Consider the following 21933-nt stretch of genomic DNA (forward strand, 5'->3'; position numbering starts at 1 on the left):
ATTCGCTTCAGCAGTGCTTGAAACTGATTCATGCGTATTTGCCTTTCAGTGTCGCTACTTCACGGCGCGCAAGTGGGGCGGTGCGCTCAATCTCTCCTGTATGGCGTCCAGCTCGGATTCGGGCACGCCGGCCGGATACCATTCCGAGATCAGGGCGGTGCGATGCGCATCCATCGGCAAACCGCGCCTTACCATCTCCATTGCCGCCTTGGTGACTGTCCACGGCTTTTCCTCGACGCGAGGGCTACTTACCTCCATATCCGTGCCCTTGCGCGCCGCATAGGCGGCAATCGTCGAATCCCGAAGGTATCCCACCGCGTCCACATTCGAAAATGGCCGCTGCTTCGCGCGCTTCTTTGCTTCGGCCTCCTCCTGGGACGTAACGCCGTAAGCCTCCTTGAGGGCATCCTTGCGCGCGGTATCGGCCGGCGTATCCGCCAATGCCTTGTAGCTCTCGCCAATGACGACAGCCGCTTCCGTATAGCCGTATTCATTGACTTCCAGCGGCTGGCATTCGTAGAGCACTTCTTTGCCGTCTTCGCCTTTTCGGATGACGTGGATGGCCGGCATCCGGTAGGGATTGATGCAGACGATCAGCTTTTCGCCGACCAACACATTGGGCACATGGGCGACTGGATACTGCCGCGACGGATGCCCCTTCAACGCGTAGCTGATACGCAGGCTATCATCGACGTTGCGCGTCTGCGGCCGGGTAGAAAGCAGTAACTGGCATATCTCGCGCGGCGGTGCTATGCGGAGCTGCTCCGGGCGAATGGTTTGCCATAAGCCATATCGCGTATGCCCATGGCGGCTATGCTGCCGGGCGCCGTTGAACCAACGCGCCCATATTCCTGCCAGTTCGTTGAGTTCGTCCAAAGTCTGCACCGGCTGGCCGATGCTGAGGCGGCTTTCAAAATGACACTCGACAAGATTCTGCGCGCGCTCAACGGAACCGACTGCACGCGGGTTACCCGGCGCATGCGTCAAGTGCCGCACGCTCAAGCGATCAAGCAGGTTATTGAACAGGTGGCTGGTATTGGCACTCCCTGCGTCATCCATCAGGATGAACGGCACACCGTGAATCGGTTCCTGTTGGTTTCCCTTTGACTGTATGCAATGGATGAAGAAGTCTGCCAGATTGGCGCCGGTTTCGGCGCCAGTGTAGTACCGAACCTGTATGGTCCCGGTTGTGTGATCGGTGCAGGTGTACCGGATAACCCGATCATTCTTGATGCGCTCGAAGTTCTGCGGCTTGTTCTTGTAGAACTCTTTGTCGCTCATCACTTGCAGGCCGCGCTTCGGCAGGTAGAACAGCACGCAAACGGAAGCGTCAATCTGCCAGACGTGATTCGGGTGCAGGCTTGCCAATTCGACGTGCGGCGCCGGGCGGCTCAACTGGTCCGGGTGCAGTCCCCATTCGCGCAGCTTGCGCGTAACGGTCGTAGGCGACAGCGGCGACACATCGCCTGTAACCGAGTCGATACGCTCGGCCGCGATCTTGCCGTTTTCCCGTAGATCGGCAAGCGCCTGTTCGATGCTGATAATGCGCTTGCCATTGGCGCGCGTTCCTGCCATCAGGTAGGCGGAAATGGTCTTTGCTTCGGCGGGCATCAACCCACTTTCGCCCTTGTCGGCGCGCTGCTTGCGCGCGAAGTCGAAACCAAGTTCTCGCAGCTTGCGAAAGATCGACGCTCGCGACAGCGACAAGTCGGCCGCCGCTCGGTCCACCAAGGCCGCGCGCTCGCCGTGCTTGGCCACCTTTAGCGCGGCGCCAAGCGCGCGCAAGGTGTCCTGAACGGCGAGTGCAGAGCGCATGGATTTAGTCTTGTTTCTGCGTGCTGAGGTTGCGCCAGATTCGATGCCCTTCGTCCGTGCCCGCGAAGTAGGCATCAGCGGCGGTCGTTCCTATCCGAAACGGCGCCAGCATCTTCTTGCCATTCAGCCGGTAATCAAGGGCAGCGCGAACGCCGGCTTTATATTCTGTGCTGCGCGGGTCACGCGGGACAGAAAAAGCCTGCGTCATGAGTTCATCGACGGTTGTCATGGTCAGTTTTCCCCTTTTTCGCGCTCAAGTTCTCTTGTTTGCCGTGCCGGCCGATTTGAAGTCTTGCAGCCACGGCGGCATCACGATTGCTTCCAGATCGACCGCAATGCGGAATTCCTTTTGCAGCACCACCAGCGTCTGCATGACGGATGACAGGGCGTGCCCTTGCAATACCTCGATGTCTTCCGGCAGGCTGTTTTCCGCTTCGGCGCGCGCTTGAATTTCGACCAGGGCGCGGCGCAGTTCGGTCTGAGAGAAGTTTGCAAGCGTTTCGCAGGCATCCAGCAGCATGCGACGCGCAGGCGCCCAATGCCATTCCTCGGCCGGCGTGCCGGCCTTCTTGCGCTCCAGTTGCGCGGTGAGCTGGTCCAGCTTCCTGTTCTTGGCCTCCAGCAGCTTGTCCTTGGCTGCGCTCTCGGCGCGCAGTTCTCGCAGGGCGGCGCGCAGCTCGCGCACTGTCATCCTTGCGATGTCGTCCAGATCGCCGATGCCTTCGACTTCGCCGCCCTGGGCGAGCGTGCCGGCGTCGTCATCGTCCAATACCAGCAGCTCGAACAGCTTGGACGTGCCAATGCGATCCAAATGCGACGATGTCGTCGTATTCGAGAACTTGAGGGCAGCGTTGATCATTCGTTGTGCGGTGCGCACTTCCAAGTTCAAGCGTTCGCACGCGGCCATCCATTCGCCGTGCGGCTCCTGGCTGCGAATGAGCGCAAGGCGCGCGCCTGCTTCCAACATAGCGCGGGCTGATTCGCCCATGTAGTGGCGCGCCTCGTCAATCATGCGGTCTCGGTCGTAGGCCAGTTCATAGGTGAACTGGCGGGCAATCCGGGCGTATTGCTCAAGTCGGTTGGCGGCCAAGGCGTTTTCCTGCCCCTTTGCGATAAGGGCGCGCGACTTACCACCGGCTTTCGTCGTCGGTTTTGCTGGAGATAGACCTGTCATGCTTTCCTCCGGCTGTTCTGGTTGCCCAAATGGAGAAACACTTATCCATTTGAGTTCACTCGCTGCGGAAAACGCCCAACGTCGGGCGTTTTTCCAGTCGAATGTGAAAACGTTTTCACATTCGAAAACGCGAAACGCTTCGCGTTTTCGGAGTCGCTCGGCCAAAAGTCGATACGCATCGACTTTTAACCCTCATTACTTGAACAGCTCGTCAGCGATGGTTTCGGCTTGGTAGATCAGCATTGTTGGCATGGATTGCTTTGCACGCGCGGCAGCAATGCCATCCGCAAGACCGTCCTGCCGGCCGCGCTCTGCGCCGTAGGCCCTGCCTTTTTCAAAGGCGTGATCTCCAGGGATATGGTTGTAGTGGAGGGAATGGAAGCCGCTGGGCATTTTTTCGGCTGCATCCTGCTGGGCCTCGTTGGCTGCGCGGCAGGCACGCACAATGATGTCCAAGGCGTCAGACAGTGAGAGCCGGAACGCGGCGGTCATTATCTGGTTCGGTTCATCGTCGGTATGCAGGCAGGCGCCTTGAAGCAAGCCGGCGACTTCGGGACGAACGGAGCGTGATTCGGAAGAGGCCCAAGCGTCATAACCGGCGCGAAAACCGTCGCAGTAAGCGCTCGGAAACCCGCGCTTTGCACCGCTGTTGAAGCTGCTGTCCAAAGCGTCGATCGCCATGGGCAGATAGTCTGATACGGCGCGCGAAAGCAGTGATTCAATCTGCGTAGCGATGTGGGAAACTGGATTTACAGATGCGGCGGCGGTAGGTAGGCCAGAGGCGGCCTGAGTGATCGCTGCGATTGCCATTGTGAGGCTCCTAGTTGCATTTTGATGAAGCCATGTTTTGAGCATGGCGGCCAAGCGCTCAAAACCGCAACTAGTCGGCGGGCATATTTCCCTTGCGGGTCTTGTATTAGCCTCACGCTCGGCCTTGGAAAGCAGGCATTTGGTAGTCTACAGACGAAATTCTACGAATAAAACTGGTACAGAAACCGCTGAATTTCGGCTGCGGGGCCACCGCTAGTTGTTGGGCGTTTTGAGCGCTTGATAGGAATGTAACGAAACTTGGGATTTTGGGCAAGTTTTTTGTAAGTGCCTTTTGCTCTGCGTAACCAAATGCGCGGGCGTTTGCGCATTTGCTCGCAGGAAATCTAGCAGCGCTGATTGATTTGGCTTCAAACGCTGTCGACGTCGACAACTTTAGGAGGAAAACGGCAAACGTTCGCCGTTTTCCTTACTGTTGTGCTTCGGCCCAAAAGCGTCACTGGTGACGCTTTTGAAATGTGCAAACGTCTGCACATTTGCGAAAACGTTTTCGCATTTAAATTCATCTACGTTGATGAGTTTGACTCAGTCAAACCTATAAGCGTTTATAGATTTGACACGAAAAACCTTCGCGCCTATGCCCGCCAAATATGCGAACGCTCGCATATTTGAGGTCAACTCTCTCAGCGCTGATAACTTTGATGTTTTGTGACCGCGCCGTATGGGCGAAGTTACCAACGTTGGTAAGTTTGGTGTGTCTGAAAAGAGCCTTATTTGGAAAGCAAAACGGAAATCGATTTCCGTTTCAAATGCGAAATCAATTTCGCATTTCGGACAGCGTCCGCTGTAGAAATCTTAGTTCGTCAAATGTGCCGACGTCGGCACATTTCTACGCTGGTTTGTGGTCTTCGAATAAAAATGGAAACTCCGGCACGCACAGTTCTCGAATTCGAGCCGCGATATACTCGTCGCCCCAGGTATGGCCGCCCAAACATAGATAGAAGTTTTCGCCATTGTGCTTGGCAAAGATGATCCATTCCCCGGTTAGCTTGTTGTCTTCAGCTCGTCGTATGTAGGTGCCATGAACAAGTTCGTGCGTGAACTTGTTCATCATTTCTGGCGTGATTTCGCCGCCCGATAGTTCAGCGATGATCAGCTTTTCAAGCCCTTCCTTCCCCAAGCCATTTCGAATATTTTGTACCAGTCCAGGGACGCCTGTACCTAGATAGTGCTTGTGCCATAGGCCGCGCAAAGGCAGCTTATCAAAGAGAGACGGCGGCTTTGTGCTGCTGGCCCGGCCGCATCCTTCAAGCGCTTCCACTTCATGCATGATCTTGAACGGATTGACTCCGAAAATTTCCATATGCGCGAACAGATCGACGAGAAATAGCGAGCTGTACCTTCCTGGGATTGTTCTGTTTAGCCCCATGGCCTCGGCGAAACTCTGAAGTTCTTCGGTTTTGTCTACCGAGTTGATGAAAATTTTCTGTGCGTTTGTACTCGGGGATTTTTCGTTCATATATGGTCGAGGATATTGAGGGCAGAGGCATGATGTCGCAGCGTACGGCCGCATGTTATTCTCTGCTCGCCATCGTAAACCTTAGAGCTTCCCGATGCCCTCTGACAAAAAGGACTACGTCGATACAATCGAGGCGATCACGTCGCTGGCGACGGTGACATCCATCCGCAATAAGCTGAGCAAAGTCCGGGCACGCACCGAAGACCAGCGACTGGCCGGCCTGCTCGATACTGCAATCCGCTTGTTGGATACATCCGGCGTGCGTGCGACGTTCACGCTCAATCTTACCAAGCCCGAGTACGGCAAATTGCACGCTTATTGCAAGGCGGTTGTCGACTCGATCAAGCCACAATGGCAAATAGTGGCTGAGCGTAATGGGTGGGTGTATGGCAGGGAAAAAACGTAGGACGTTTTGATTTTTCTCAGGCGATGCCTGAAATGGATGACGCCCGTTTTGTGAGGTATCAAGGCTAATTCTTTTTCGGCCTTTTTTGTTTTTCCTTTAAGTAAGTTTCTTACAACCCACGTCCTACGTCATCCCGGATAGTTGCGCGTCTTCCCGCGTTTATCTCAGAGATTCCATAGGATTTATCTCATTTCCCCTCAATTTGCTTTTCTTCACGACATGACTCCTGTTCTACAAGATGAAAATCATGTCGGAAATTCTAGTTCTCAACGGCACTATTTATTGGGGTATGGTCACTTGCGCGCTTGCGCCGGTACTTTACTGCCGCCTGCACGATTGGGTCTTGGTGAGGGAGTTGCGCGAGACGATTAGCGTTGATAGCTGAAATCCGAAATCGGTTTTTAATGCTAAGCTTTCTAAATATGTATACATAAAATTCAATCAGTTCGACTATCGCCCATATTTGCGCAAGAATCCTTGATAGATTAAGTTTGATGTATACAATATGTATTCATGATTTGCTGTTAATCCCGACATGGGGACCTCTTGGTCTTGCCGTGGATGGTAGATGGTCGGCGTTATTAATTACTCGGAAATCGGTAAATAGGGCGACACAGTCCACCCCATTTCATAAGAAGCATGACTGATTTTGTCGTCCTGGTTGGCGACGCCTGAGGAAAACTCAGGCTTTGCCGGAGGGGTTTTACTCTTCCCTGGAAAAGAGTCCCGCATTAAGTTCAACGGAGTAACACCAGCATGGCCACCCCTGTTTCCATCACACGCGATTCCTCGCAAACCGACCGGGCTATTCTTGGCATTCGCGATCTGGTGTTGCGTGGCGAGTTCAAGGGGGGGGAGCGGTTGGCAGAGGTTGAGTTGGCGGAAAGGATTGGCGTGTCGCGTACGCCGATTCGCGCGGCCTTGCAAAAGCTGGAAGAGGAAGGTTTGCTTGAATTGGCGCAGCCTACCGGATACATCGTGCGGCGGTTCACCGAGACCGATCTCGATGACGCAATCGAGGTGCGCGGCACCATTGAGGCGCTTGCTGCGCGGTTGGCGGCTGAACGGGGAACCTCGCGTGTGGTGCTTGGCCAGATGCGCGAGTGCCTGGCGGAAATCGACGCCGTGCTTGCGGAAAAAATGGTCGATCTTGAGCACCTGAATCGTTATGCGGCGGCCAATGCGCGCTTTCACCAGCTGATGCTGGAAGCGGCGGGGAGTGAAATCATCGAGCGTTCCCTGAAGCGCGTGGTGTCCCTGCCTTTCGCATCGCCCAGTGCGTTTGTACTGGCGCAGTCGAAGATTCCCGATGCATTCGATTTGTTGAAGATCGCGCAGGCACAGCATCACGATATCGTCGATGCCATCGGTGCGCGTGCCGGGGCGCGCGCGGAGGCGCTGGTGAAGGAGCATGCGCGCATCGCGCGCAAGAATCTCGAATTGGCGTTGCTGCATGCAGATGCGCTCGATTATGTGGTCGGCGGTTCGCTGATTCGGCGTTATGCGGACGACGGGAGATAGGCGACAGATAGCAAGCACGAAACGTTTTACCTGTAGACAACCAAGATGAGGAGACCAATGAACAATCCAGTCAACACACAGCGCCGCACACTGATCGCTGCCGGCGTCGCCACTCTGGCAGGGGCATTGCCGTTGCGCGTTTTCGCTGCCGATCCGGTCCGGGTCGGATTGATCGTGCCGATGTCGGGGCCGTTTGCTTCCACCGGCAAGCAGATCGAAGCCGCGGTCAAGACGTACCAGAAACAGCATGGCGACACCGTTGCGGGACGCAAGGTCGAGATTCTGCTCAAGGATGACGGCGGCATGTCGCCGGAAGTCACCAAGCGTCTTGCGCAGGAACTGATCTCGCGTGACAAGGTGCAGGTGCTGGCGGGATTCGGATTGACGCCGCTTGCGCTGGCCGCGGCACCGGTCGCGACGCAGGCGAAGACGCCGATGATCGTGATGGCTGCCGCGACCTCCATCATTCCGCAGCGCTCGCCGTTCATCGTGCGCACCGGCTTCACGCTGCCGCAGGTGACGGCACCGATCGCCGAGTGGGCCGTCAAGCAGAAGATCAAGAGCGCTGTCACCTTGGTCAGCGATTACGGTCCGGGTCTCGATGCGGAAAAGGTATTCATCAAACGCTTTACCGACGGTGGTGGCAAGGTGCTCGAGAGCATTCGCGTGCCGTTGCGCAATCCGGATTACGCCCCTTTCCTGCAGAAGGTCAAGGACCTCAAGCCGGAAGCCTTGTTCGTGTTTGTGCCGTCCGGCGAAGGCGCCGCCGTGCTGAAACAGTTCACCGATCGCGAGCTGGCGGACGCCGGCATCCGCCTGATCTGCACCGGCGATGTGCTGGATGATGATTTGATGCCGAGCATCGGCCCGGCCGCGGTCGGCGTCGTCAGCAGCCATCACTATTCCGCTGCCCATGTCTCGCCCGAGAACAAGGCGTATGTCGAAGCCTTCATGAAGGGCAGCGGCAACATGCGTCCGAACTTCCATTCGGTCGGCGCCTATGACGGCATGCACCTGCTGTACGAAGCGCTGAAGAAAACCGGCGGCGATCCGTCCGGCGAGAAGCTGCTCGAAGCGATGAAGGGCATGGTGTGGACCAGCGTGCGCGGTCCGGTCTCGATCGATCCGGCGACGCGCGACATCGTGCAGAACGTCTACATCCGCAAGGCCGAGGTCAAGGGCGATGGCGTGTACAACGTCGAGTTCGACAAGGTCGAGAAGTTCAAGGATCCGGGAGTCTGATCGTCTGATCGGATAAATCCGTCGTGAAGGGAAGAGTGTGCTGCAAGCGCGGGAGGGACTTGCACACGCTTTTTCCTGCAATGTTCATAAGAGCGTCTACCAAAATGATTCTGAGGGTGTTGCGCCCCTTGCAGGGCGCACCTTGGCTGGCAAGCCAAGGCTGCTACGCAGGCGCAAAGCATGCTTTGCGAATCCCCTGCTTCGCCCTTGCCGTACAGACGTACTGTCTGCGGCGGCGCCCTTGCAGGGCGCGCACTGGCTTGCATGCCAGTGCCGTTTCGCAGGCGGGCAGCAGACTGCCCGAATTCCCTGCTCAACCCTACTCAGAACCGCTTCGCTTCATTTTGTTAGACGCTCTAAGTGGTTTGCAGTCATCAGCGTTGTGCGCTGAATCATCAAAGCTATTCCCTGGAGATCGTCATGTTCCCGAAAAATACCTGGTACGTCGCCTGTACCCCCGATGAAATCGCCGACAAGCCGCTCGGCCGTCAGATCTGTGGCGAGAAGATCGTGTTCTATCGCGCCGGCGACGGCAAAGTTGCGGCGCTGGAGGATTTCTGTCCGCATCGCGGCGCGCCGCTGTCGCTGGGCTTCGTGCGCGACGGCGATCTGGTGTGCGGCTACCACGGTTTGCAGATGGGATGCGACGGCAAGACGGTCGCGATGCCGGGGCAGCGCGTGCGCGGCTTCCCGTGCATCCGCAGCTATGCGGTGGAGGAGCGTTACGGCTTCATCTGGATCTGGCCGGGCGACAAGGAGCTCGCCGATCCGGCCCTGATCCATCATCTCGAATGGGCGGTGAGCCCGGAATGGGCCTACGGCGGCGGGCTGTACCACATCAACTGCGAATATCGCCTGATGATCGACAACCTGATGGATTTGACGCATGAAACCTACGTGCATTCCACCAGCATCGGGCAAAAGGAAATCGACGAAGCGCCGGTATCGACCCGGACCGAAGGCGACACCGTGATCACCAGTCGCTTCATGGAAAACATCAGCGCGCCGCCATTCTGGGCGATGGCATTGCGCGCCAATGGCTTGCCGGACGACCAGCCGGTCGATCGCTGGCAGATCTGCCACTTCACACCGCCTTCGCATGTGCTGATCGAAGTCGGCGTCGCGCTGGCAGGCAAGGGCGGTTATCACGCCGCACCCGAGTTCAAGGCGTCGAGCATCGTGGTGGACTTCATCACGCCGGAAACCGATACCTCGCACTGGTACTTCTGGGGCATGGCGCGCAATTTCCGTCCGGGCGACCCGGAGCTGACGGTGCAGATCCGCGAAGGCCAGGGCAAGATCTTCGGCGAGGATCGCGAGATGCTCGAACGGCAGCAAAGGAATTTGCTCGAACACCCGCAGCGCAAGCTGCTGATGCTCAACATCGACGCCGGCGGCGTGCAGTCACGCCGTGTGCTGGACCGGCTGATGATGCAGGAGCGCGAAGCGGAACAGGCACGGCAGGCAACACGCATTGCCTGAGTGCGACAGACATTACATTTTTTCGGCAGTTCGATGAATACGATAGACGTCAAGGTGGTGAGCAAGTCCAGGGAAGCGGAAGACATCTTCAGCTTCGAGTTGGCGGCGGCAGGCGGCGCGGCATTGCCTGCGTTTAACGCGGGTGCGCATATCGATGTCCATGTCGGCGGCGGCGTGGTGCGGCAGTATTCGCTGTGCAACGATGCGGAAGAGAAGCATCGCTATCGCATCGCCGTGCTGCGCGATCCGAAGTCGCGCGGCGGCTCGATCGCCATGCATGACCGCATCCATGCAGGCGATGTGATCAGGATCAGCGCGCCGAGGAATCATTTTCCGCTGCAGCAGGCCGAACGCAGTCTGCTGTTCGCCGGCGGCATCGGCATCACGCCGATCCTGTGCATGGCGGCGCAACTCGCGCGGCAGGGTGCGGATTTCGAGATGCACTACTGCACCCGCTCGCGCGAACGCACCGCGTTTCTCGAACTCATGGGCGCATCTCCCTATGCAGACCGTGTGCATCTTCATTTCGATGACGGACCGCCCGAACAGAAGCTCGATCTGCCGGCCGTGCTGGGTACTGCCGACGCCGGCAAGCACCTGTATGTCTGCGGGCCGACGGGTTTCATCGATTATGTGACCGGCACAGCCAGGCAGAGCGGCTGGGGCAAGGAGCAGATCCATCTCGAGTATTTCGGCGCGGCGCAGCAGGGCACGTCCGGAGACGCCACCTTCGAAGTGAAGATCGCCAGCACCGGCCAGTGCTTTGAAGTGCCTGCCGACAAGACCGTGTTCAGCGTGCTTGACGAAAACGGCATCGCGATCCCGGTGTCATGCGAGCAGGGCGTGTGCGGCACCTGCATCACGCGCGTGCTGGACGGCGTGCCCGATCACCGGGACCTGTATTTCACCGACGAGGAGAAGGCGAAGAACGACCAGTTCACGCCGTGCTGTTCGCGGGCGAGGAGCAGGACGCTGGTGCTGGATCTTTGAACGGGCTGCGCACGCGTTATCCATCCCTGGCAGGTCGGGGAAGAACGCGCTGAGCCGGTCGTGTCGAGGCAGCCTTGATGTGCCACCCTGCCTCGACAGGCAGGCCGCGTTGCCCGGTTCCTGCGCCTGCCCCACCAGTTGCAGGGGCGGCACCGAACACCGCAGGCTGGGCTATGCGCGCATGCGGGATTTCCCGCTCATGTGCTCGAACGGGATGCTGTATTTCTTCAGCGTCGCGCGATACAGGTTCGACAAGGATTCCAGACGCGGATGGGCCGGGTTCAGGCGGCGCGCGTTTTCGACAAGCCGGTGCGCCTGCGTCCCCAGTTCGTCGTCCCATCCGGTGCGGTCGATGCATGTCAGCACAGTGACGGCGGCACTGTGCACCACGTCGGGATTGTCCGACATCTTGTGCGCGGCGTGCGTCACGAGTTCGACCGCGCCGCGATAATCGCCCTGCCCGAGCCTGTCTTCGCAGGCCGCGGCCAGATCGGCCACCTGCTGCCGGCTTTTCTGCGCCAGACTGTCGCTCAGATCCTTGCAACCGGCCCGCTCCAGCAATGCGACGGCTTTGGCCATGGCCGCATCGTCCGCGGCATTGTTCATCACGTCGAGCATGACCGTTGCCGCGCTGTCTTCCATGCCGTTGTTCAGGCAGCTTTGCGCCAGCACCATTTTCACCTCGTTCGACAAGCCGGCATTGCCGCTGCACGCGTCGACCGCGGCGGCAAGCTGTTCCAATGCGCTCTCGGTTTCGCTTTTGAATTCATGGATCAAGGCGGAGGAAATGGCGCCGCAAGCCTCGGTCTTCTTGAAGTCGCTCAGGGATTTTCCGAGCTCGCGCACGATTGCAGCGGCCTGATGCACGTTGCCTTTTCCAAGCAGGGCCTGCACCAGATGAACATAGTCTTCCGGGTCGCGGAAGCGGGAGTGGCGCACCTTGCCGATCACGTCCTGAAACGCCGCCAGCGCGGTGTCGATGTCGCCGGTTTCCAGCGCCAGCCGGCCGAGCTTGCGCAGGCGTCGCACCGTGTGCGGCGACAGTGCGACCGCATTCATCAACACCTGTTTTGCCTCCGGCAGGCGTCCGCCTGCCTCGAGTACCCTGGCCAGATAGTCATAGGCATCCCACAGCTTGCCGTTTTCCCGCAACAGCCTGGTCAGGAGTTCCTCGGCTTCGCCGAGACGGTTCTGCATGCACCATGCCTTGGCCAGGCCAAGATGCGCCCACTCGACAGCCCGCGTTTCGGCCAGTTGACCGTAGATGGATTCGGCTTGTGCCGGCTGTCCCTGGCGCAGGTGCAGGTCGGCGCGCAGAAACCGGAAGTCGAGCGCATATGCCGGCGAGATCGATTCACCCCGCTCGCAGCACAGGATCGCTTCCTGCAGGTCGCCGTGCTCCATCGCCCGGTACGCCGGGATGAAGGCCGCCCGCTTTTCCAGCGCGCGGCCCACCCGCTGCAGCAAGGCCCCGGCGGTAAACGGCTTGAGCAGGTATTCGGTCGGCGCCAGTTCCACCGTGCTGATCACCTTGCTCTGGCTGCGTTCGCCGGTGACCATCAGGAACAGGGTCGTCAGGGGAAGCAGGCGATGCTGGCGCAGGTCTTCCAGAAGTTGCTGACCGTCCTGCCCTTCGGACAAATCGAATTCGCACAGGATGATGTCGAAGGATTCTTTCTGCAGCATGGCGATGGCGGTGCTGGCCCGCATCACATGGCTGATGCGTGTGATCCCGCATTGCGTGAAGATGTTGTGCAGGCTGGTCCGCACATTCGTGCTGGGCTCGATGAACATGACAGTCAGGTTGCTAATTTCGTCCATGATCCAGGTCAGGTGCAAAAACAGGGTAAAGAGACGTCGGCGATGGGCAAGGGTGCCGGCAAATATGACGACAGATTCTACTGTACCGCTGGCAATATGTTGCGCCTGACATTGAGCATGACGGGAAAACCGCGGGCCATGCGGATGGCGCGACCGGAGTCAGTGTTGTCTATTATTCATGCAGCCTGCCCGCGGCGATGCTTAGCATCCCGGCTCAGGCACCGCGTTCATCGGGAGCATGATGTGCCGCATGATGGTTTGGCCGTGACCCTGCGATTTGATGTATTCGTCCAGCATGCGCTCGGTGATGTCTTCGATGCGCCAGATGACCCGGTCATCGTGCGCCGCGTCGTTCAAGGGCTGAAGTTCGGCGCGCACCCAGAATGCTGTGCCGTCCTTGTGAACGGCCAGCAGGTTGCGCAGATGTGTCGGGGAATATCCCGTCGATGGCGTCTGCCATGCGGCGTTGCCATTCGCACTGCGGGGGAAGAGCGCCGTCAGGTGCAGGCCGCTCAGCTCCTCGCGTTCGTAACCGAAGATGGTCGCGAGTTTCCGGTTGCAGTGGTCCACGCTGCCGCGGCGCACCAGCATGCATGCGAGCTCATCGCCGGAACGGACGTCTTCCGGCACGCATGCGTGCGGCGGTTCTGCGAATGTGCTTGCCATGTCTGCCATCTCGGTCGGGTTGTTTCCCCATGAGTGGCTGGAACGGGGGCGTGGGTTCCCCGAGGGCTGCCGGCAGGCGGCACGGCGCGGCTACCGGTTCGCCGGGCGCAATTCGCGGCGCAGGATCTTGCCGACATTCGACTTCGGCAGCGTGTCGACGAACTCGATGAACTTCGGCCGCTTGTAGCCGGTCAGCCTGGCCTTGCACAACGCCATCAGCTCGTTCGCGCTCAGCGCCGGGTCCTTCCTGATGACGAACAGCTTGACCGCTTCGCCGGAATGCGGGTCGGGCACGCCGACGGCGGCCGATTCGAACACGCCGGGATGGGCCGCAACGACGTCCTCGATCTCGTTCGGATAGACATTGAAGCCGGACACCAGGATCATGTCCTTTTTGCGGTCGACGATGCGGATGAAGCCCTGCTCGTTCATCACGCCGATATCGCCGGAGCGGAAGAAGCCGTCCGGCGTCATGGCCTTCGCGGTTTCATCCGGGCGGTTCCAGTAGCCGGCCATCACCTGCGGACCGCGAATGCAGATTTCGCCTTCGGCGCCATTGGCGACTGCGCGGCCGTCATCGTCGAGGATCGCGATGTCGGTGTCGGGAAGCGGCAAGCCGATGGTGCCGGTGAATTCCTTCATGTCCGGCAGATTGCTGGTGACGACCGGCGAGGTCTCAGACAGGCCATAGCCTTCGCAGATCGGCACGCCGGTCGCCGCAACCCAGCGCTCGGCGACCGCGCGCTGCACGGCCATGCCGCCACCATTGCACAGGACCAGCGTCGAGAAATCGAGGCTGGCGAAATCGGGATGATTGAGCAGGCCGTTGTACAGCGTGTTGATCGCGGGCAGGATGTTGAACGGATACTTGCGCAGCGTGGCGATGAAGCCCTTGATGTCGCGCGGATCGGTGATCAGGATGTTGGCCGCGCCCCGGCGCATGCCCAGGAGCGCGCACGCGGTCAGCGAGTAGACATGGTAGAGCGGCAGCGCGCACACGAAATGCAGATGCTCGACGCCGCTGCGCTCCAGCACCGGCGCGACCCAGGCCTCGACCTGGAGAATGTTGGCGACCAGGTTGCGGTGCGTGAGCATCGCGCCCTTCGATACGCCGGTCGTGCCGCCGGTGTATTGCAGGATGGCGAGATCGTGCGGGGCGATGTCGGGCTTGCGGTAGCGCAGGCGTTCGCCCTGCGACAGCGCGGCGGTGAGGCGTGTCGCCTGCGGCAGGGAATATGCGGGCACCATCTTGCGCACATGGCGCACGGCGAGATTGACCAGCGTGCCCTTGATCGGACCGAGGAAGTCGCCGAGGCGCGCGATCAGCACATGCCGGATCTGCGTCTTTGCAAGCACCTTCTCGACCGTGGCCGCCATGTTTTCCAGCACGATGATGGCAGTCGCGCCGCTGTCGTTCAACTGGTGCTCGAGCTCGCGCGGGGTATACATCGGATTGACGTTGATCACGACGCCGCCTGCGCGCAGCACGCCGGTCAGCGCGACCGGGTAGGCGAGGCAGTTCGGCAGCATGATGGCGATCCGCGCCCCCTGGTCGAGTCCGCGATCCTGCAGCCATGCAGCCAGATTGCGGGACAGCAGTTCAAGATGGCCGTAGTCCAGATGGCGGCCCATGCTGATGAATGCGGTGCGCGACTCGAAGCGGCGGAACGATTCCTCAAACAATTCCGGCAGCGATTGATAGCGTGCCGGATCGATTTCGGCGGGCACCTCGGCGGGATATTGCGTCAGCCATGGCTTGTTCATCTCACGTCTCCTCCGGGCTGGTTGAACGATGGCGCATCGTTCAACCGCCTGCAAATACGACAACCGCTGCGGCTTGTAGTTTTCTTTGACTGCCGGCTGCGGTTCGCGAAGTCATAAAAAATGCCAGTCAGCTGAACTGACTGGCATCCCTGGAAATTCCTGTTATCTGCATCACATCATTTGCCGGTGTCGTCGCGCATTGTCGAACGCACCATGCCGGTACTGTGTCCGCACCATTTCGTCGCGAATTCTAGGCGGGGCGCATCACGCAGACAAGCGCGAAAGCGGCAAGAGGGTATTCCGGAAGCGGCAACAATCGGTTCGGCCGCCCGCCTGCATGCGGGCAGCGCGGAGCGGACGGTTCAGGTAGAGGCCTTGCGCGTCGCGAAGAGGCGGCCAGCAAGGCTGACGCCGATGAGCGCAATTGCCCCGGCCACGATGCCGGTTGCGATCGACAGCAAGACGGGCGTTAACCATTCCAGCACGGGCCCGATGTATGGAACCGTGCCGGCGGCATGCGCCATGTGCTCGATCGGCGCATGCGCGGCGGGAATGCCGTGGGTCAGGATGCCGCCGCCCACCGTAAACATGGCAATCGTGCCGATCACGGACAGGCTTTTCATCAGGTGAGGTGCTGCGCGCAGCATCGCTTCGCCGGTGCGGCGCACCGTGCGCCGCCACAGGCTGTCGCCGCCCTTTTTGCTGAGATAGAGTCCGGCGTCGTCCAGCTTGACGATGCCGGCCACCGCGCCATAGACGCCGACGGTCATGACGACGGCCACGGTCGACAGCACCGCGACCTGGGTCGTGAACGGGGCGCTGGCGACCGTGCCCAGCGTGATGGCGACGATTTCAGCGGACAGGATGAAGTCGGTACGGACCGCGCCCCGAATCTTGTCGCTTTCGTAGGCGGCCACGTCGACCGCCGGATCAGACAGGGCGTTCACGAGGTCGGCGTGGCGCGCACTGTCCTCTTCCTTCGTGTGCAGCAGCTTGTGCGCGACCTTTTCGACGCCTTCATAGCAGAGGAACACGCCACCCACCATCAGGAGCGGCGTCACCGCCCACGGCGCAAAGGCGCTGATGGCCAGTGCCGCCGGCACCAGGATCACCTTGTTTTTGGTCGAGCCCTTGGCCACTGCCCATACGACCGGCAATTCGCGGTCGGCCCGGACGCCGGCCACCTGCTGCGCATTGAGGGCCAGATCGTCGCCGAGCACGCCGGCGGTTTTCTTTGCCGCGACCTTGGTCAGCACAGCCACATCGTCCAGCACGGTGGCGATGTCATCAAGCAGGGTCAACAGGCTGGCGCCGGCCATATCGGGGATTCTCCAAAATAAAGGGCGAACAAGAAGCGCGTGCCGGGTGCGTGCCGGATGGCTGCTTGCAGGGGCGTCCAGTGTACGCAGGCGTGCAGCCATTGTCCACGATGCAAGAGGCGGACTATTTTTCGCGTGCGCCGCACAGAACGCTGCGGCCCGGACGCGCTCCTATACAGGGCAGTCCGACCGCCATTCGCCCCGAACTGATTCGAAGCGGTCCGCGCCGAGCCGAAAGCCCATGCGTCCGGAGTACGGAAATGCACCGGCAATGATTATTTCCACAAGGCATGGAATTTTCTGCTGAAAACAGCATATTGTTCCATAGGTAAATTACCATTTTATAAGCGAGACAAAAACACTGGCATTCTCGTGAATATCTGGTATATTGAGTTCCAATAACGGTTCATATATAGATCGTTGGTTCATATATAAAACAAACGTCGGGTCAGGCATTTGGCACAGGCAGCGGCGACACTGTTTCCTGACGCTGTTTTTGGTTACGAAGTCATCGTCCACGAGCATCGTCATCCACAAGGCAAGGACATCATGATCGAAATCGAATTCCGTAATGTCGGCAAGAGTTTCATCGACCGGCAGACCAACCAACCGCGTGCCGCGGTCACCAACGTCAATCTGTCGATCCGCAGCGGCGAAGTCGTGTCGATCATCGGACCTTCCGGCTGCGGCAAGAGCACCTTGCTCAACATGGGCGCCGGCCTGTACCTGCCGACCGCCGGCGAGGTGTTCGTCAGCGGCGAAAAGGTGACGAAGCCGGTGCGCAAGGTCGCCTTCATGCTGCAGAAGGACTTGCTCATGCCGTGGCGGAATATTCGCGCCAACGTCGCGCTTGGCCTGGAGATCGACGGCGCTTCGCAGCAGGAGCAGCATCGCATCGCCAACGAGCTGCTGGCGAAGTGTCATCTCAAGGGTTTCGAAGACCACTACCCCTATCAACTGTCCGGCGGCATGCGTCAGCGCGCCGCGCTGGCCCGCACGCTCGCGGTCGATCCGCAGGTGCTGCTGCTCGACGAGCCGTTCTCCGCACTGGATGCGCAGACCAAGATGGTGCTGCAGCAAGATCTCGCCAAGATGCTGTTCGAGAAGCGGCGGACTGCGCTGTTCATCACGCACGACCTGGTGGAAGCGATCGCGCTGTCGGATCGCCTGCTGGTCATGAGCGAGCGTCCCGGCACCATCATCGAAGAGATCGAGGTCAACCTGCCGCACCGCGACAACCCGCTGGAGCGCCGCAAGCTGCCGGAAATCGGCCCGCTGCAGGGAAGACTGATGGAGTTACTGAAGGTAGGGAAGGAAGAGAGCGCCGAACTGCACTGAAGTGGTCAAGCGTCCATGTAGTCAACTTAATGAGGAACCAGGAGTCAATATGAGCATGAATAAAATTCTCGCATCGCTTTGCTGCAGTCTCGCATTGGTCGCCGCAGTCGCTCCGACCCTGGCGCATGCCGCGCCGGAGGAAGTCACGTATTTGCTGCCTGCTCCGCCGAACACCCCGGCGTTTGCGCCGTGGATGATCGCGCAGCAAAAAGGCTACTACGCCGATGAAAACATCAAGGTCAACTTCGTCACGGCCAAGGGCGGCGTCGATGTCGCCAAGCAGATCGGCGCGGGCAATGCATTGATCGGCGGTGCGATCGGCGACACGCCGATCATCGTGCGCGCCAACGGCGTGCCGGTGAAGGCGATCGCGGTGCTCGGCGCTGGTTCGCTGACCCTGCTCGGCGTGCATCAAGCCGACAACATCAAATCGCTGAAGGACCTGAAAGACAAGACGATCACCGTCATGTCCTATACCGATACCACTTACTACGCGCTGCTGGGCAACATGCGCGCGCAGGGCATGAGCAAGACCGACGCCTCCATCCAGGGCGCGGGTCCGGCCGGCGTGTGGCAGGTCTTCGCCGGCGGCAAGGCACAGGCTCTGGCCGGCGTGCCGGACTGGATCGTCAACGCACGTGATGCCGGCGCCAAGGTCGACATCATCGAACTGAACGGCTTCAAGAGCATGGCACAGGCCATTCTCGCTTCCGACGAAGCGATCAAGACCAAGCCGGAACTGCTCAAGCGCCTGGTGCGCGCAACCCTGCGCGGCATGGACGACATCATGAAGGACCCGAAAGCCGCGACCGCGGTCTACGTGCAGGCAGTGCCGACCTTCAAGGGCAAGGAAGCCAGCGTCGAGCAGGTGTTCGACCTCTATCGCAAGTACGTCTATGCGAACCAGAAGACCCTCGGCTACATCGATCCGGCGCGCATGGAAGCGGTGCAGAAGTTTTACGTCAGCGAAGGGATCGTGCCCAAGGCGACTCCCGTCGATGAACTCTACACGAATCAATTTGTAGGAACAGCACGATAATGGACACAGCAACTACGGCAAACCGCACGGTGGCACCGCAGGAACAACAGGTGCGCCGCCCTTTCTTCAGCGAGAAGGCAAAAACCGTTGCGGGCAGCCTGGCCTTTCTCGTTTTCTTTCTGGTGGCATGGCAATGGGGCCCGGGATGGATCGGCATGCCCGAATTCATTCTGCCCAACCTGACCGCCGTCATCAAGGAAGCGGGCGTCATGTGGACCAGCGGCAACCTGCTGCAGCATTTCGGCATCACCGCACTGGAAGTGGTGTTCGGCTTCCTGCTCGGCGCCCTGCTCGGGATCGGTTGCGGCGTGGTGCTCGGCCTGTCGCCCAGAACGGAAGCCATGCTGTCGCCGTATATCCTGGCCTTGCAGATCGCGCCGAAGGTTGCGTTCGCACCGCTGTTCGTGATGTGGCTGGGCTACACCGTGTATCCCAAGATCATCGTTGCGGTGCTGATCGTGTTCTTCCCGATCATGATCAATGTCCTGTCCGCGGTGCGTACCGTGGACCCGGACATGATCAACCTGGTGCGCACGCTCAATGCAAGCCGCTTCCAGATCTTCCGCCTGGTCGAGTTCCGCTCGGCGATGCCGGCGCTGTTCTCCGGCCTGCGCATCGCGTCGACCCTGTCCGTCATCGGCGTCACCGTCGGTGAACTGGTCGGCGGCAACAAGGGTCTCGGCTACATGCTGGTGGAAGGCGAAGGTCAGGGTAATACGGCTGCCGTATTTGTTGCGATCTGCGCGCTGACCATCATCGGCATCGTCGCGTACGGCGCCGTGGTGTGGGCGGAGCGCCGCGTGCTGCACTACATCCCCAAAGCAACCACCACGACCGTCTGATTGGAGCACCGCAACATGTCTGCAACCAATCAACCCAATCAGCTGCTGGCCGGACGTCGCATCTTCGTCACCGGCGCGGCGCGCGGTCTCGGCCTCGCCTTTGCGACGGCCATCGCCGAAGCCGGGGCGACGGTCGCCATGGCCGACATCCTGCAGGAGCCGTTGCGGCAATCCGTGGCCGATCTGCAAAAACGCGGCTTCAAGGTGCACGGCTTCCCGCTCGACCTGGGCGATCCGCAATCGATCGAAGCCTGTGCCAGGGCGGCGGTCGAGCGCCTGGGCGGGCTCGATGGCCTGGTCAACAACGCCGCCATCACCAACTCGGGCGGCCGCACTTCGGAGCAGCTGGAAATCCCGATGTGGGACAAGGTGATGGAAGTCAACGTGCGCGGCACCTGGCTGATGACCAACGCCTGCCTGCCTGCATTGCGCGCATCCGGCCGCGGCAGCATCGTCAATCTGTCGTCCGACACGCCGTTGTGGGGCGCGCCGAACCTGATGGCCTACGTCGCCAGCAAGGGCGCGATCATCGGCATGACGCGTTCGCTGGCGCGCGAAGTCGGCGGTGACAACATCACCGTCAACGCGGTCGCGCCCGGCCTCACGCTGGTCGAGGCCACCGAATACGTACCGAAGGAAAGGCACCAGACCTACCACGACCGGCGCGCGATCCAGCGCGATCAGGTGCCGGAAGACGTATGCGGCGCAGTCGTGTTTGCCTTGTCCGATCTTTCCCGTTTCATCACGGGCCAGGTGATTGCCGTCAATGGCGGCTTTGTAATGCATTAATTTTTTTCAGGAGTGATGATGAGCGATTTGTCAGAGCAAAAACAGGCCACGCGCAGCTGGGATCGTCCGGAAGGCGCCAGCTTTGAAGATTGGATGACTTCCCGTGTCGCGCGTTTTTCCACGCGTAAATACGACTGGGACGCGCTGAAATTCCAGGCCGACTACGACCCGAAATTCCGCCGCGCGCAAATGCGCTACATCGGTACCGGCGGCACCGGCGTCGCAGCCGACGTCAACACCGTGCCGTCCGAAAACTTCACGTTCTCGACCATGGTGATCCCTGCCGGCCATGAAGGCCCGCCGCACCTGCACATCGACGTTGAAGAAGTGTTCTTCGTGATTCGCGGCAAGCTCAAGCTGATCCTCGAAAAAGACGGCGAGCGTTTCGAAACCATCCTGACCGACCGCGACGTCGTGTCTGTGCCGCCGGGCGTGTATCGCGAGGAAATCAACATCGGCGATGAAGACGCGCTGATGTGCGTGATGCTGGGCGCGCAAAAGCCGATCACGCCGACCTATCCGCCGGAGCATCCGCTCGCCAAGATCAAGCGCGAGCTGAAGTAATCGGGATCAAGCCACATGAACGCATCCTCCGATCAATTGCAGGCGTCGCTGTCGCTGCTGGACCAGCGCTTTGCCGAACGCTCCGTGCAAACGGCGTCGGGCACGATCTCTTGCCGCACATGCGGCAAGGGACCGGCGACCGTCGTCCTGCTGCACGGCATCGGTTCCGGTGCAGCCTCATGGCTGCGCTGCGCGCTGCAACTGGAACAGGATGCGCAAGTGATCGCGTGGAATGCGCCCGGTTATGGCCGTTCCACCCCGATGTCGAACCCGGCACCGAGTGCGGCCGACTACGCGGCGCGCCTCGCAGAATTTCTGGATGCACTCGGCATTGCGCGCTGCGTGCTGGTGGGACATTCGCTCGGCGCGATGATGGCGTCGGCATTCGTGTCGGCGCATCCCGGGCGCGTCTCGCAGCTGGTACTGCTCAGTCCCGCGCAAGGCTACGGCAGCGCGGCGAAGGATGCGCGCGGCGCGGAAGTGCTGCAGCAGCGCCTGGGCAATCTGGAAACGCAGGGCATCGCCGGCATGGCCGAACGGAGCCCGGACCGCATGCTGTCGCCGCAGGCGGACGAAGAACAGCGCGCATGGGTGCGCTGGAACACGAGCCTGCTCGATCCGGCCGGATATACGCAAGCGGTGCATATGCTGTGCGGCGACGATATCCATCGCTATCCGCCGCAGGGATTGGCGGGCCGCATGTATTGCGGCAGTGCCGACGTGGTGACCACACCGGAGGACAGCCGCATGCTCGCAACGGAATTCGCTTATCCGTTCGCGCTGATCGATCGCGCAGGCCACGCCTGCTATGTCGAACAGCCGGACGCGGTGGCCACGGCAATTCGCCAGGCCATTCAATAGAACGGTTCATATC

General features: G+C 60.0%; 20 protein-coding genes. 11 read left to right on the forward strand and 9 right to left on the reverse strand.

Features of this window, described 5'->3' with window-relative positions; genetic code table 11:
- Positions 1 to 54: 54 nt before the first annotated feature.
- From D3870_RS21380 to D3870_RS21400, 5 genes are all read right to left on the reverse strand, one after another.
- Positions 55 to 1785: a DDE-type integrase/transposase/recombinase gene (locus tag D3870_RS21380; RefSeq protein ID WP_158590542.1), complete on the reverse strand. Its 1731-nt coding sequence runs from the start codon at positions 1783 to 1785 to the stop codon at positions 55 to 57.
- 34 nt (positions 1786 to 1819) lie between these two features.
- Positions 1820 to 2044, reverse strand: a complete 225-nt coding sequence (locus D3870_RS21385; protein ID WP_119743056.1) for a hypothetical protein — start codon at positions 2042 to 2044, stop codon at positions 1820 to 1822.
- 24 nt (positions 2045 to 2068) lie between these two features.
- Complete coding sequence (locus tag D3870_RS21390) at positions 2069 to 2989, reverse strand: hypothetical protein (RefSeq protein WP_147375941.1); 921 nt, start codon at positions 2987 to 2989, stop codon at positions 2069 to 2071.
- Positions 2990 to 3184: 195 nt separating this feature from the next.
- Positions 3185 to 3799 carry a hypothetical protein gene (locus D3870_RS21395; protein WP_147375943.1) on the reverse strand — a complete coding sequence of 205 codons (615 nt, stop codon included), beginning with the start codon at positions 3797 to 3799 and terminating at the stop codon, positions 3185 to 3187.
- A gap of 847 nt (positions 3800 to 4646) precedes the next feature.
- Positions 4647 to 5276, reverse strand: coding sequence for a hypothetical protein (locus D3870_RS21400; RefSeq protein ID WP_119743059.1), 630 nt, complete (start codon positions 5274 to 5276; stop codon positions 4647 to 4649).
- Between the two features lie 94 nt (positions 5277 to 5370).
- Between D3870_RS21400 and D3870_RS21405 the strand changes: the two genes are divergently transcribed.
- From D3870_RS21405 to D3870_RS21430, 5 genes are all read left to right on the forward strand, one after another.
- Positions 5371 to 5682 (forward strand): hypothetical protein, encoded by a 312-nt coding sequence (locus D3870_RS21405; protein ID WP_119743060.1) that lies wholly within the window; start codon positions 5371 to 5373, stop codon positions 5680 to 5682.
- A 756-nt stretch (positions 5683 to 6438) separates the two neighbouring features.
- Entirely contained in the window at positions 6439 to 7203 is a 765-nt protein-coding gene (locus D3870_RS21410) for a GntR family transcriptional regulator (RefSeq protein WP_119743061.1), read from the forward strand.
- Positions 7204 to 7260: 57 nt separating this feature from the next.
- Positions 7261 to 8445 carry an ABC transporter substrate-binding protein gene (locus D3870_RS21415; protein WP_119743062.1) on the forward strand — a complete coding sequence of 395 codons (1185 nt, stop codon included), beginning with the start codon at positions 7261 to 7263 and terminating at the stop codon, positions 8443 to 8445.
- A 420-nt stretch (positions 8446 to 8865) separates the two neighbouring features.
- Positions 8866 to 9927, forward strand: a complete 1062-nt coding sequence (locus D3870_RS21425; protein ID WP_119743063.1) for an aromatic ring-hydroxylating oxygenase subunit alpha — start codon at positions 8866 to 8868, stop codon at positions 9925 to 9927.
- 33 nt (positions 9928 to 9960) lie between these two features.
- On the forward strand, positions 9961 to 10917 hold the full coding sequence (locus tag D3870_RS21430; protein ID WP_119743064.1) for a PDR/VanB family oxidoreductase: 957 nt from the start codon (positions 9961 to 9963) through the stop codon (positions 10915 to 10917).
- A gap of 171 nt (positions 10918 to 11088) precedes the next feature.
- Here D3870_RS21430 and D3870_RS21435 read toward each other — a convergent pair whose 3' ends face one another.
- The 4 genes from D3870_RS21435 to D3870_RS21450 form a co-directional block, all read right to left on the reverse strand.
- Entirely contained in the window at positions 11089 to 12738 is a 1650-nt protein-coding gene (locus D3870_RS21435; RefSeq protein ID WP_147375945.1) for a response regulator, read from the reverse strand.
- A 201-nt stretch (positions 12739 to 12939) separates the two neighbouring features.
- Positions 12940 to 13404, reverse strand: coding sequence for a PAS domain S-box protein (locus D3870_RS21440; protein WP_158590543.1), 465 nt, complete (start codon positions 13402 to 13404; stop codon positions 12940 to 12942).
- Positions 13405 to 13494: 90 nt separating this feature from the next.
- On the reverse strand, positions 13495 to 15168 hold the full coding sequence (locus D3870_RS21445) for a long-chain-fatty-acid--CoA ligase (RefSeq protein WP_119743067.1): 1674 nt from the start codon (positions 15166 to 15168) through the stop codon (positions 13495 to 13497).
- Positions 15169 to 15530: 362 nt separating this feature from the next.
- Positions 15531 to 16487 carry a DUF808 domain-containing protein gene (locus D3870_RS21450; protein WP_119743068.1) on the reverse strand — a complete coding sequence of 319 codons (957 nt, stop codon included), beginning with the start codon at positions 16485 to 16487 and terminating at the stop codon, positions 15531 to 15533.
- A gap of 549 nt (positions 16488 to 17036) precedes the next feature.
- On the opposite strand from D3870_RS21450, the gene D3870_RS21455 reads away from it, so the two are divergent.
- From D3870_RS21455 to D3870_RS21480, 6 genes are read left to right on the forward strand one after another with little or no spacing between them, the layout of a single operon-like run.
- The gene (locus D3870_RS21455) at positions 17037 to 17825 is read left to right on the forward strand and encodes an ABC transporter ATP-binding protein (RefSeq protein ID WP_119743209.1); all 789 of its coding nucleotides are present in this window, start codon (positions 17037 to 17039) and stop codon (positions 17823 to 17825) included.
- Between the two features lie 55 nt (positions 17826 to 17880).
- Positions 17881 to 18864, forward strand: coding sequence for an ABC transporter substrate-binding protein (locus tag D3870_RS21460; protein WP_119743210.1), 984 nt, complete (start codon positions 17881 to 17883; stop codon positions 18862 to 18864).
- Positions 18864 to 19706: an ABC transporter permease gene (locus D3870_RS21465; protein WP_119743069.1), complete on the forward strand. Its 843-nt coding sequence runs from the start codon at positions 18864 to 18866 to the stop codon at positions 19704 to 19706. Before D3870_RS21460 ends, D3870_RS21465 begins: the two co-directional genes overlap by 1 nt.
- A 15-nt stretch (positions 19707 to 19721) precedes the next feature.
- Positions 19722 to 20495, forward strand: coding sequence for an SDR family oxidoreductase (locus tag D3870_RS21470; protein WP_199710855.1), 774 nt, complete (start codon positions 19722 to 19724; stop codon positions 20493 to 20495).
- Between the two features lie 18 nt (positions 20496 to 20513).
- Entirely contained in the window at positions 20514 to 21059 is a 546-nt protein-coding gene (locus tag D3870_RS21475; protein WP_119743212.1) for a cupin domain-containing protein, read from the forward strand.
- Between the two features lie 15 nt (positions 21060 to 21074).
- On the forward strand, positions 21075 to 21920 hold the full coding sequence (locus tag D3870_RS21480; protein ID WP_119743070.1) for an alpha/beta fold hydrolase: 846 nt from the start codon (positions 21075 to 21077) through the stop codon (positions 21918 to 21920).
- The last annotated feature ends 13 nt before the right edge of the window (positions 21921 to 21933 follow it).

Source organism: Noviherbaspirillum cavernae, from assembly GCF_003590875.1.
GTDB lineage: Bacteria > Pseudomonadota > Gammaproteobacteria > Burkholderiales > Burkholderiaceae_D > Noviherbaspirillum > Noviherbaspirillum cavernae.

What these genes read in the sequence shown, in the direction of transcription:
- D3870_RS21385 (WP_119743056.1), bottom strand. Translation starts at nt 2,044, where the DNA reads ATGACAACCGTCGATGAACTCATGACGCAGGCTTTTTCTGTCCCGCGT.
- D3870_RS21390 (WP_147375941.1), bottom strand. Translation starts at nt 2,989, where the DNA reads ATGACAGGTCTATCTCCAGCAAAACCGACGACGAAAGCCGGTGGTAAG.
- D3870_RS21395 (WP_147375943.1), bottom strand. Translation starts at nt 3,799, where the DNA reads ATGGCAATCGCAGCGATCACTCAGGCCGCCTCTGGCCTACCTACCGCC.
- D3870_RS21400 (WP_119743059.1), bottom strand. Translation starts at nt 5,276, where the DNA reads ATGAACGAAAAATCCCCGAGTACAAACGCACAGAAAATTTTCATCAAC.
- D3870_RS21405 (WP_119743060.1), top strand. Translation starts at nt 5,371, where the DNA reads ATGCCCTCTGACAAAAAGGACTACGTCGATACAATCGAGGCGATCACG.
- D3870_RS21410 (WP_119743061.1), top strand. Translation starts at nt 6,439, where the DNA reads ATGGCCACCCCTGTTTCCATCACACGCGATTCCTCGCAAACCGACCGG.
- D3870_RS21415 (WP_119743062.1), top strand. Translation starts at nt 7,261, where the DNA reads ATGAACAATCCAGTCAACACACAGCGCCGCACACTGATCGCTGCCGGC.
- D3870_RS21425 (WP_119743063.1), top strand. Translation starts at nt 8,866, where the DNA reads ATGTTCCCGAAAAATACCTGGTACGTCGCCTGTACCCCCGATGAAATC.
- D3870_RS21430 (WP_119743064.1), top strand. Translation starts at nt 9,961, where the DNA reads ATGAATACGATAGACGTCAAGGTGGTGAGCAAGTCCAGGGAAGCGGAA.
- D3870_RS21435 (WP_147375945.1), bottom strand. Translation starts at nt 12,738, where the DNA reads ATGGACGAAATTAGCAACCTGACTGTCATGTTCATCGAGCCCAGCACG.
- D3870_RS21440 (WP_158590543.1), bottom strand. Translation starts at nt 13,404, where the DNA reads ATGGCAAGCACATTCGCAGAACCGCCGCACGCATGCGTGCCGGAAGAC.
- D3870_RS21445 (WP_119743067.1), bottom strand. Translation starts at nt 15,168, where the DNA reads ATGAACAAGCCATGGCTGACGCAATATCCCGCCGAGGTGCCCGCCGAA.
- D3870_RS21450 (WP_119743068.1), bottom strand. Translation starts at nt 16,487, where the DNA reads ATGGCCGGCGCCAGCCTGTTGACCCTGCTTGATGACATCGCCACCGTG.
- D3870_RS21455 (WP_119743209.1), top strand. Translation starts at nt 17,037, where the DNA reads ATGATCGAAATCGAATTCCGTAATGTCGGCAAGAGTTTCATCGACCGG.
- D3870_RS21460 (WP_119743210.1), top strand. Translation starts at nt 17,881, where the DNA reads ATGAATAAAATTCTCGCATCGCTTTGCTGCAGTCTCGCATTGGTCGCC.
- D3870_RS21465 (WP_119743069.1), top strand. Translation starts at nt 18,864, where the DNA reads ATGGACACAGCAACTACGGCAAACCGCACGGTGGCACCGCAGGAACAA.
- D3870_RS21470 (WP_199710855.1), top strand. Translation starts at nt 19,722, where the DNA reads ATGTCTGCAACCAATCAACCCAATCAGCTGCTGGCCGGACGTCGCATC.
- D3870_RS21475 (WP_119743212.1), top strand. Translation starts at nt 20,514, where the DNA reads ATGAGCGATTTGTCAGAGCAAAAACAGGCCACGCGCAGCTGGGATCGT.
- D3870_RS21480 (WP_119743070.1), top strand. Translation starts at nt 21,075, where the DNA reads ATGAACGCATCCTCCGATCAATTGCAGGCGTCGCTGTCGCTGCTGGAC.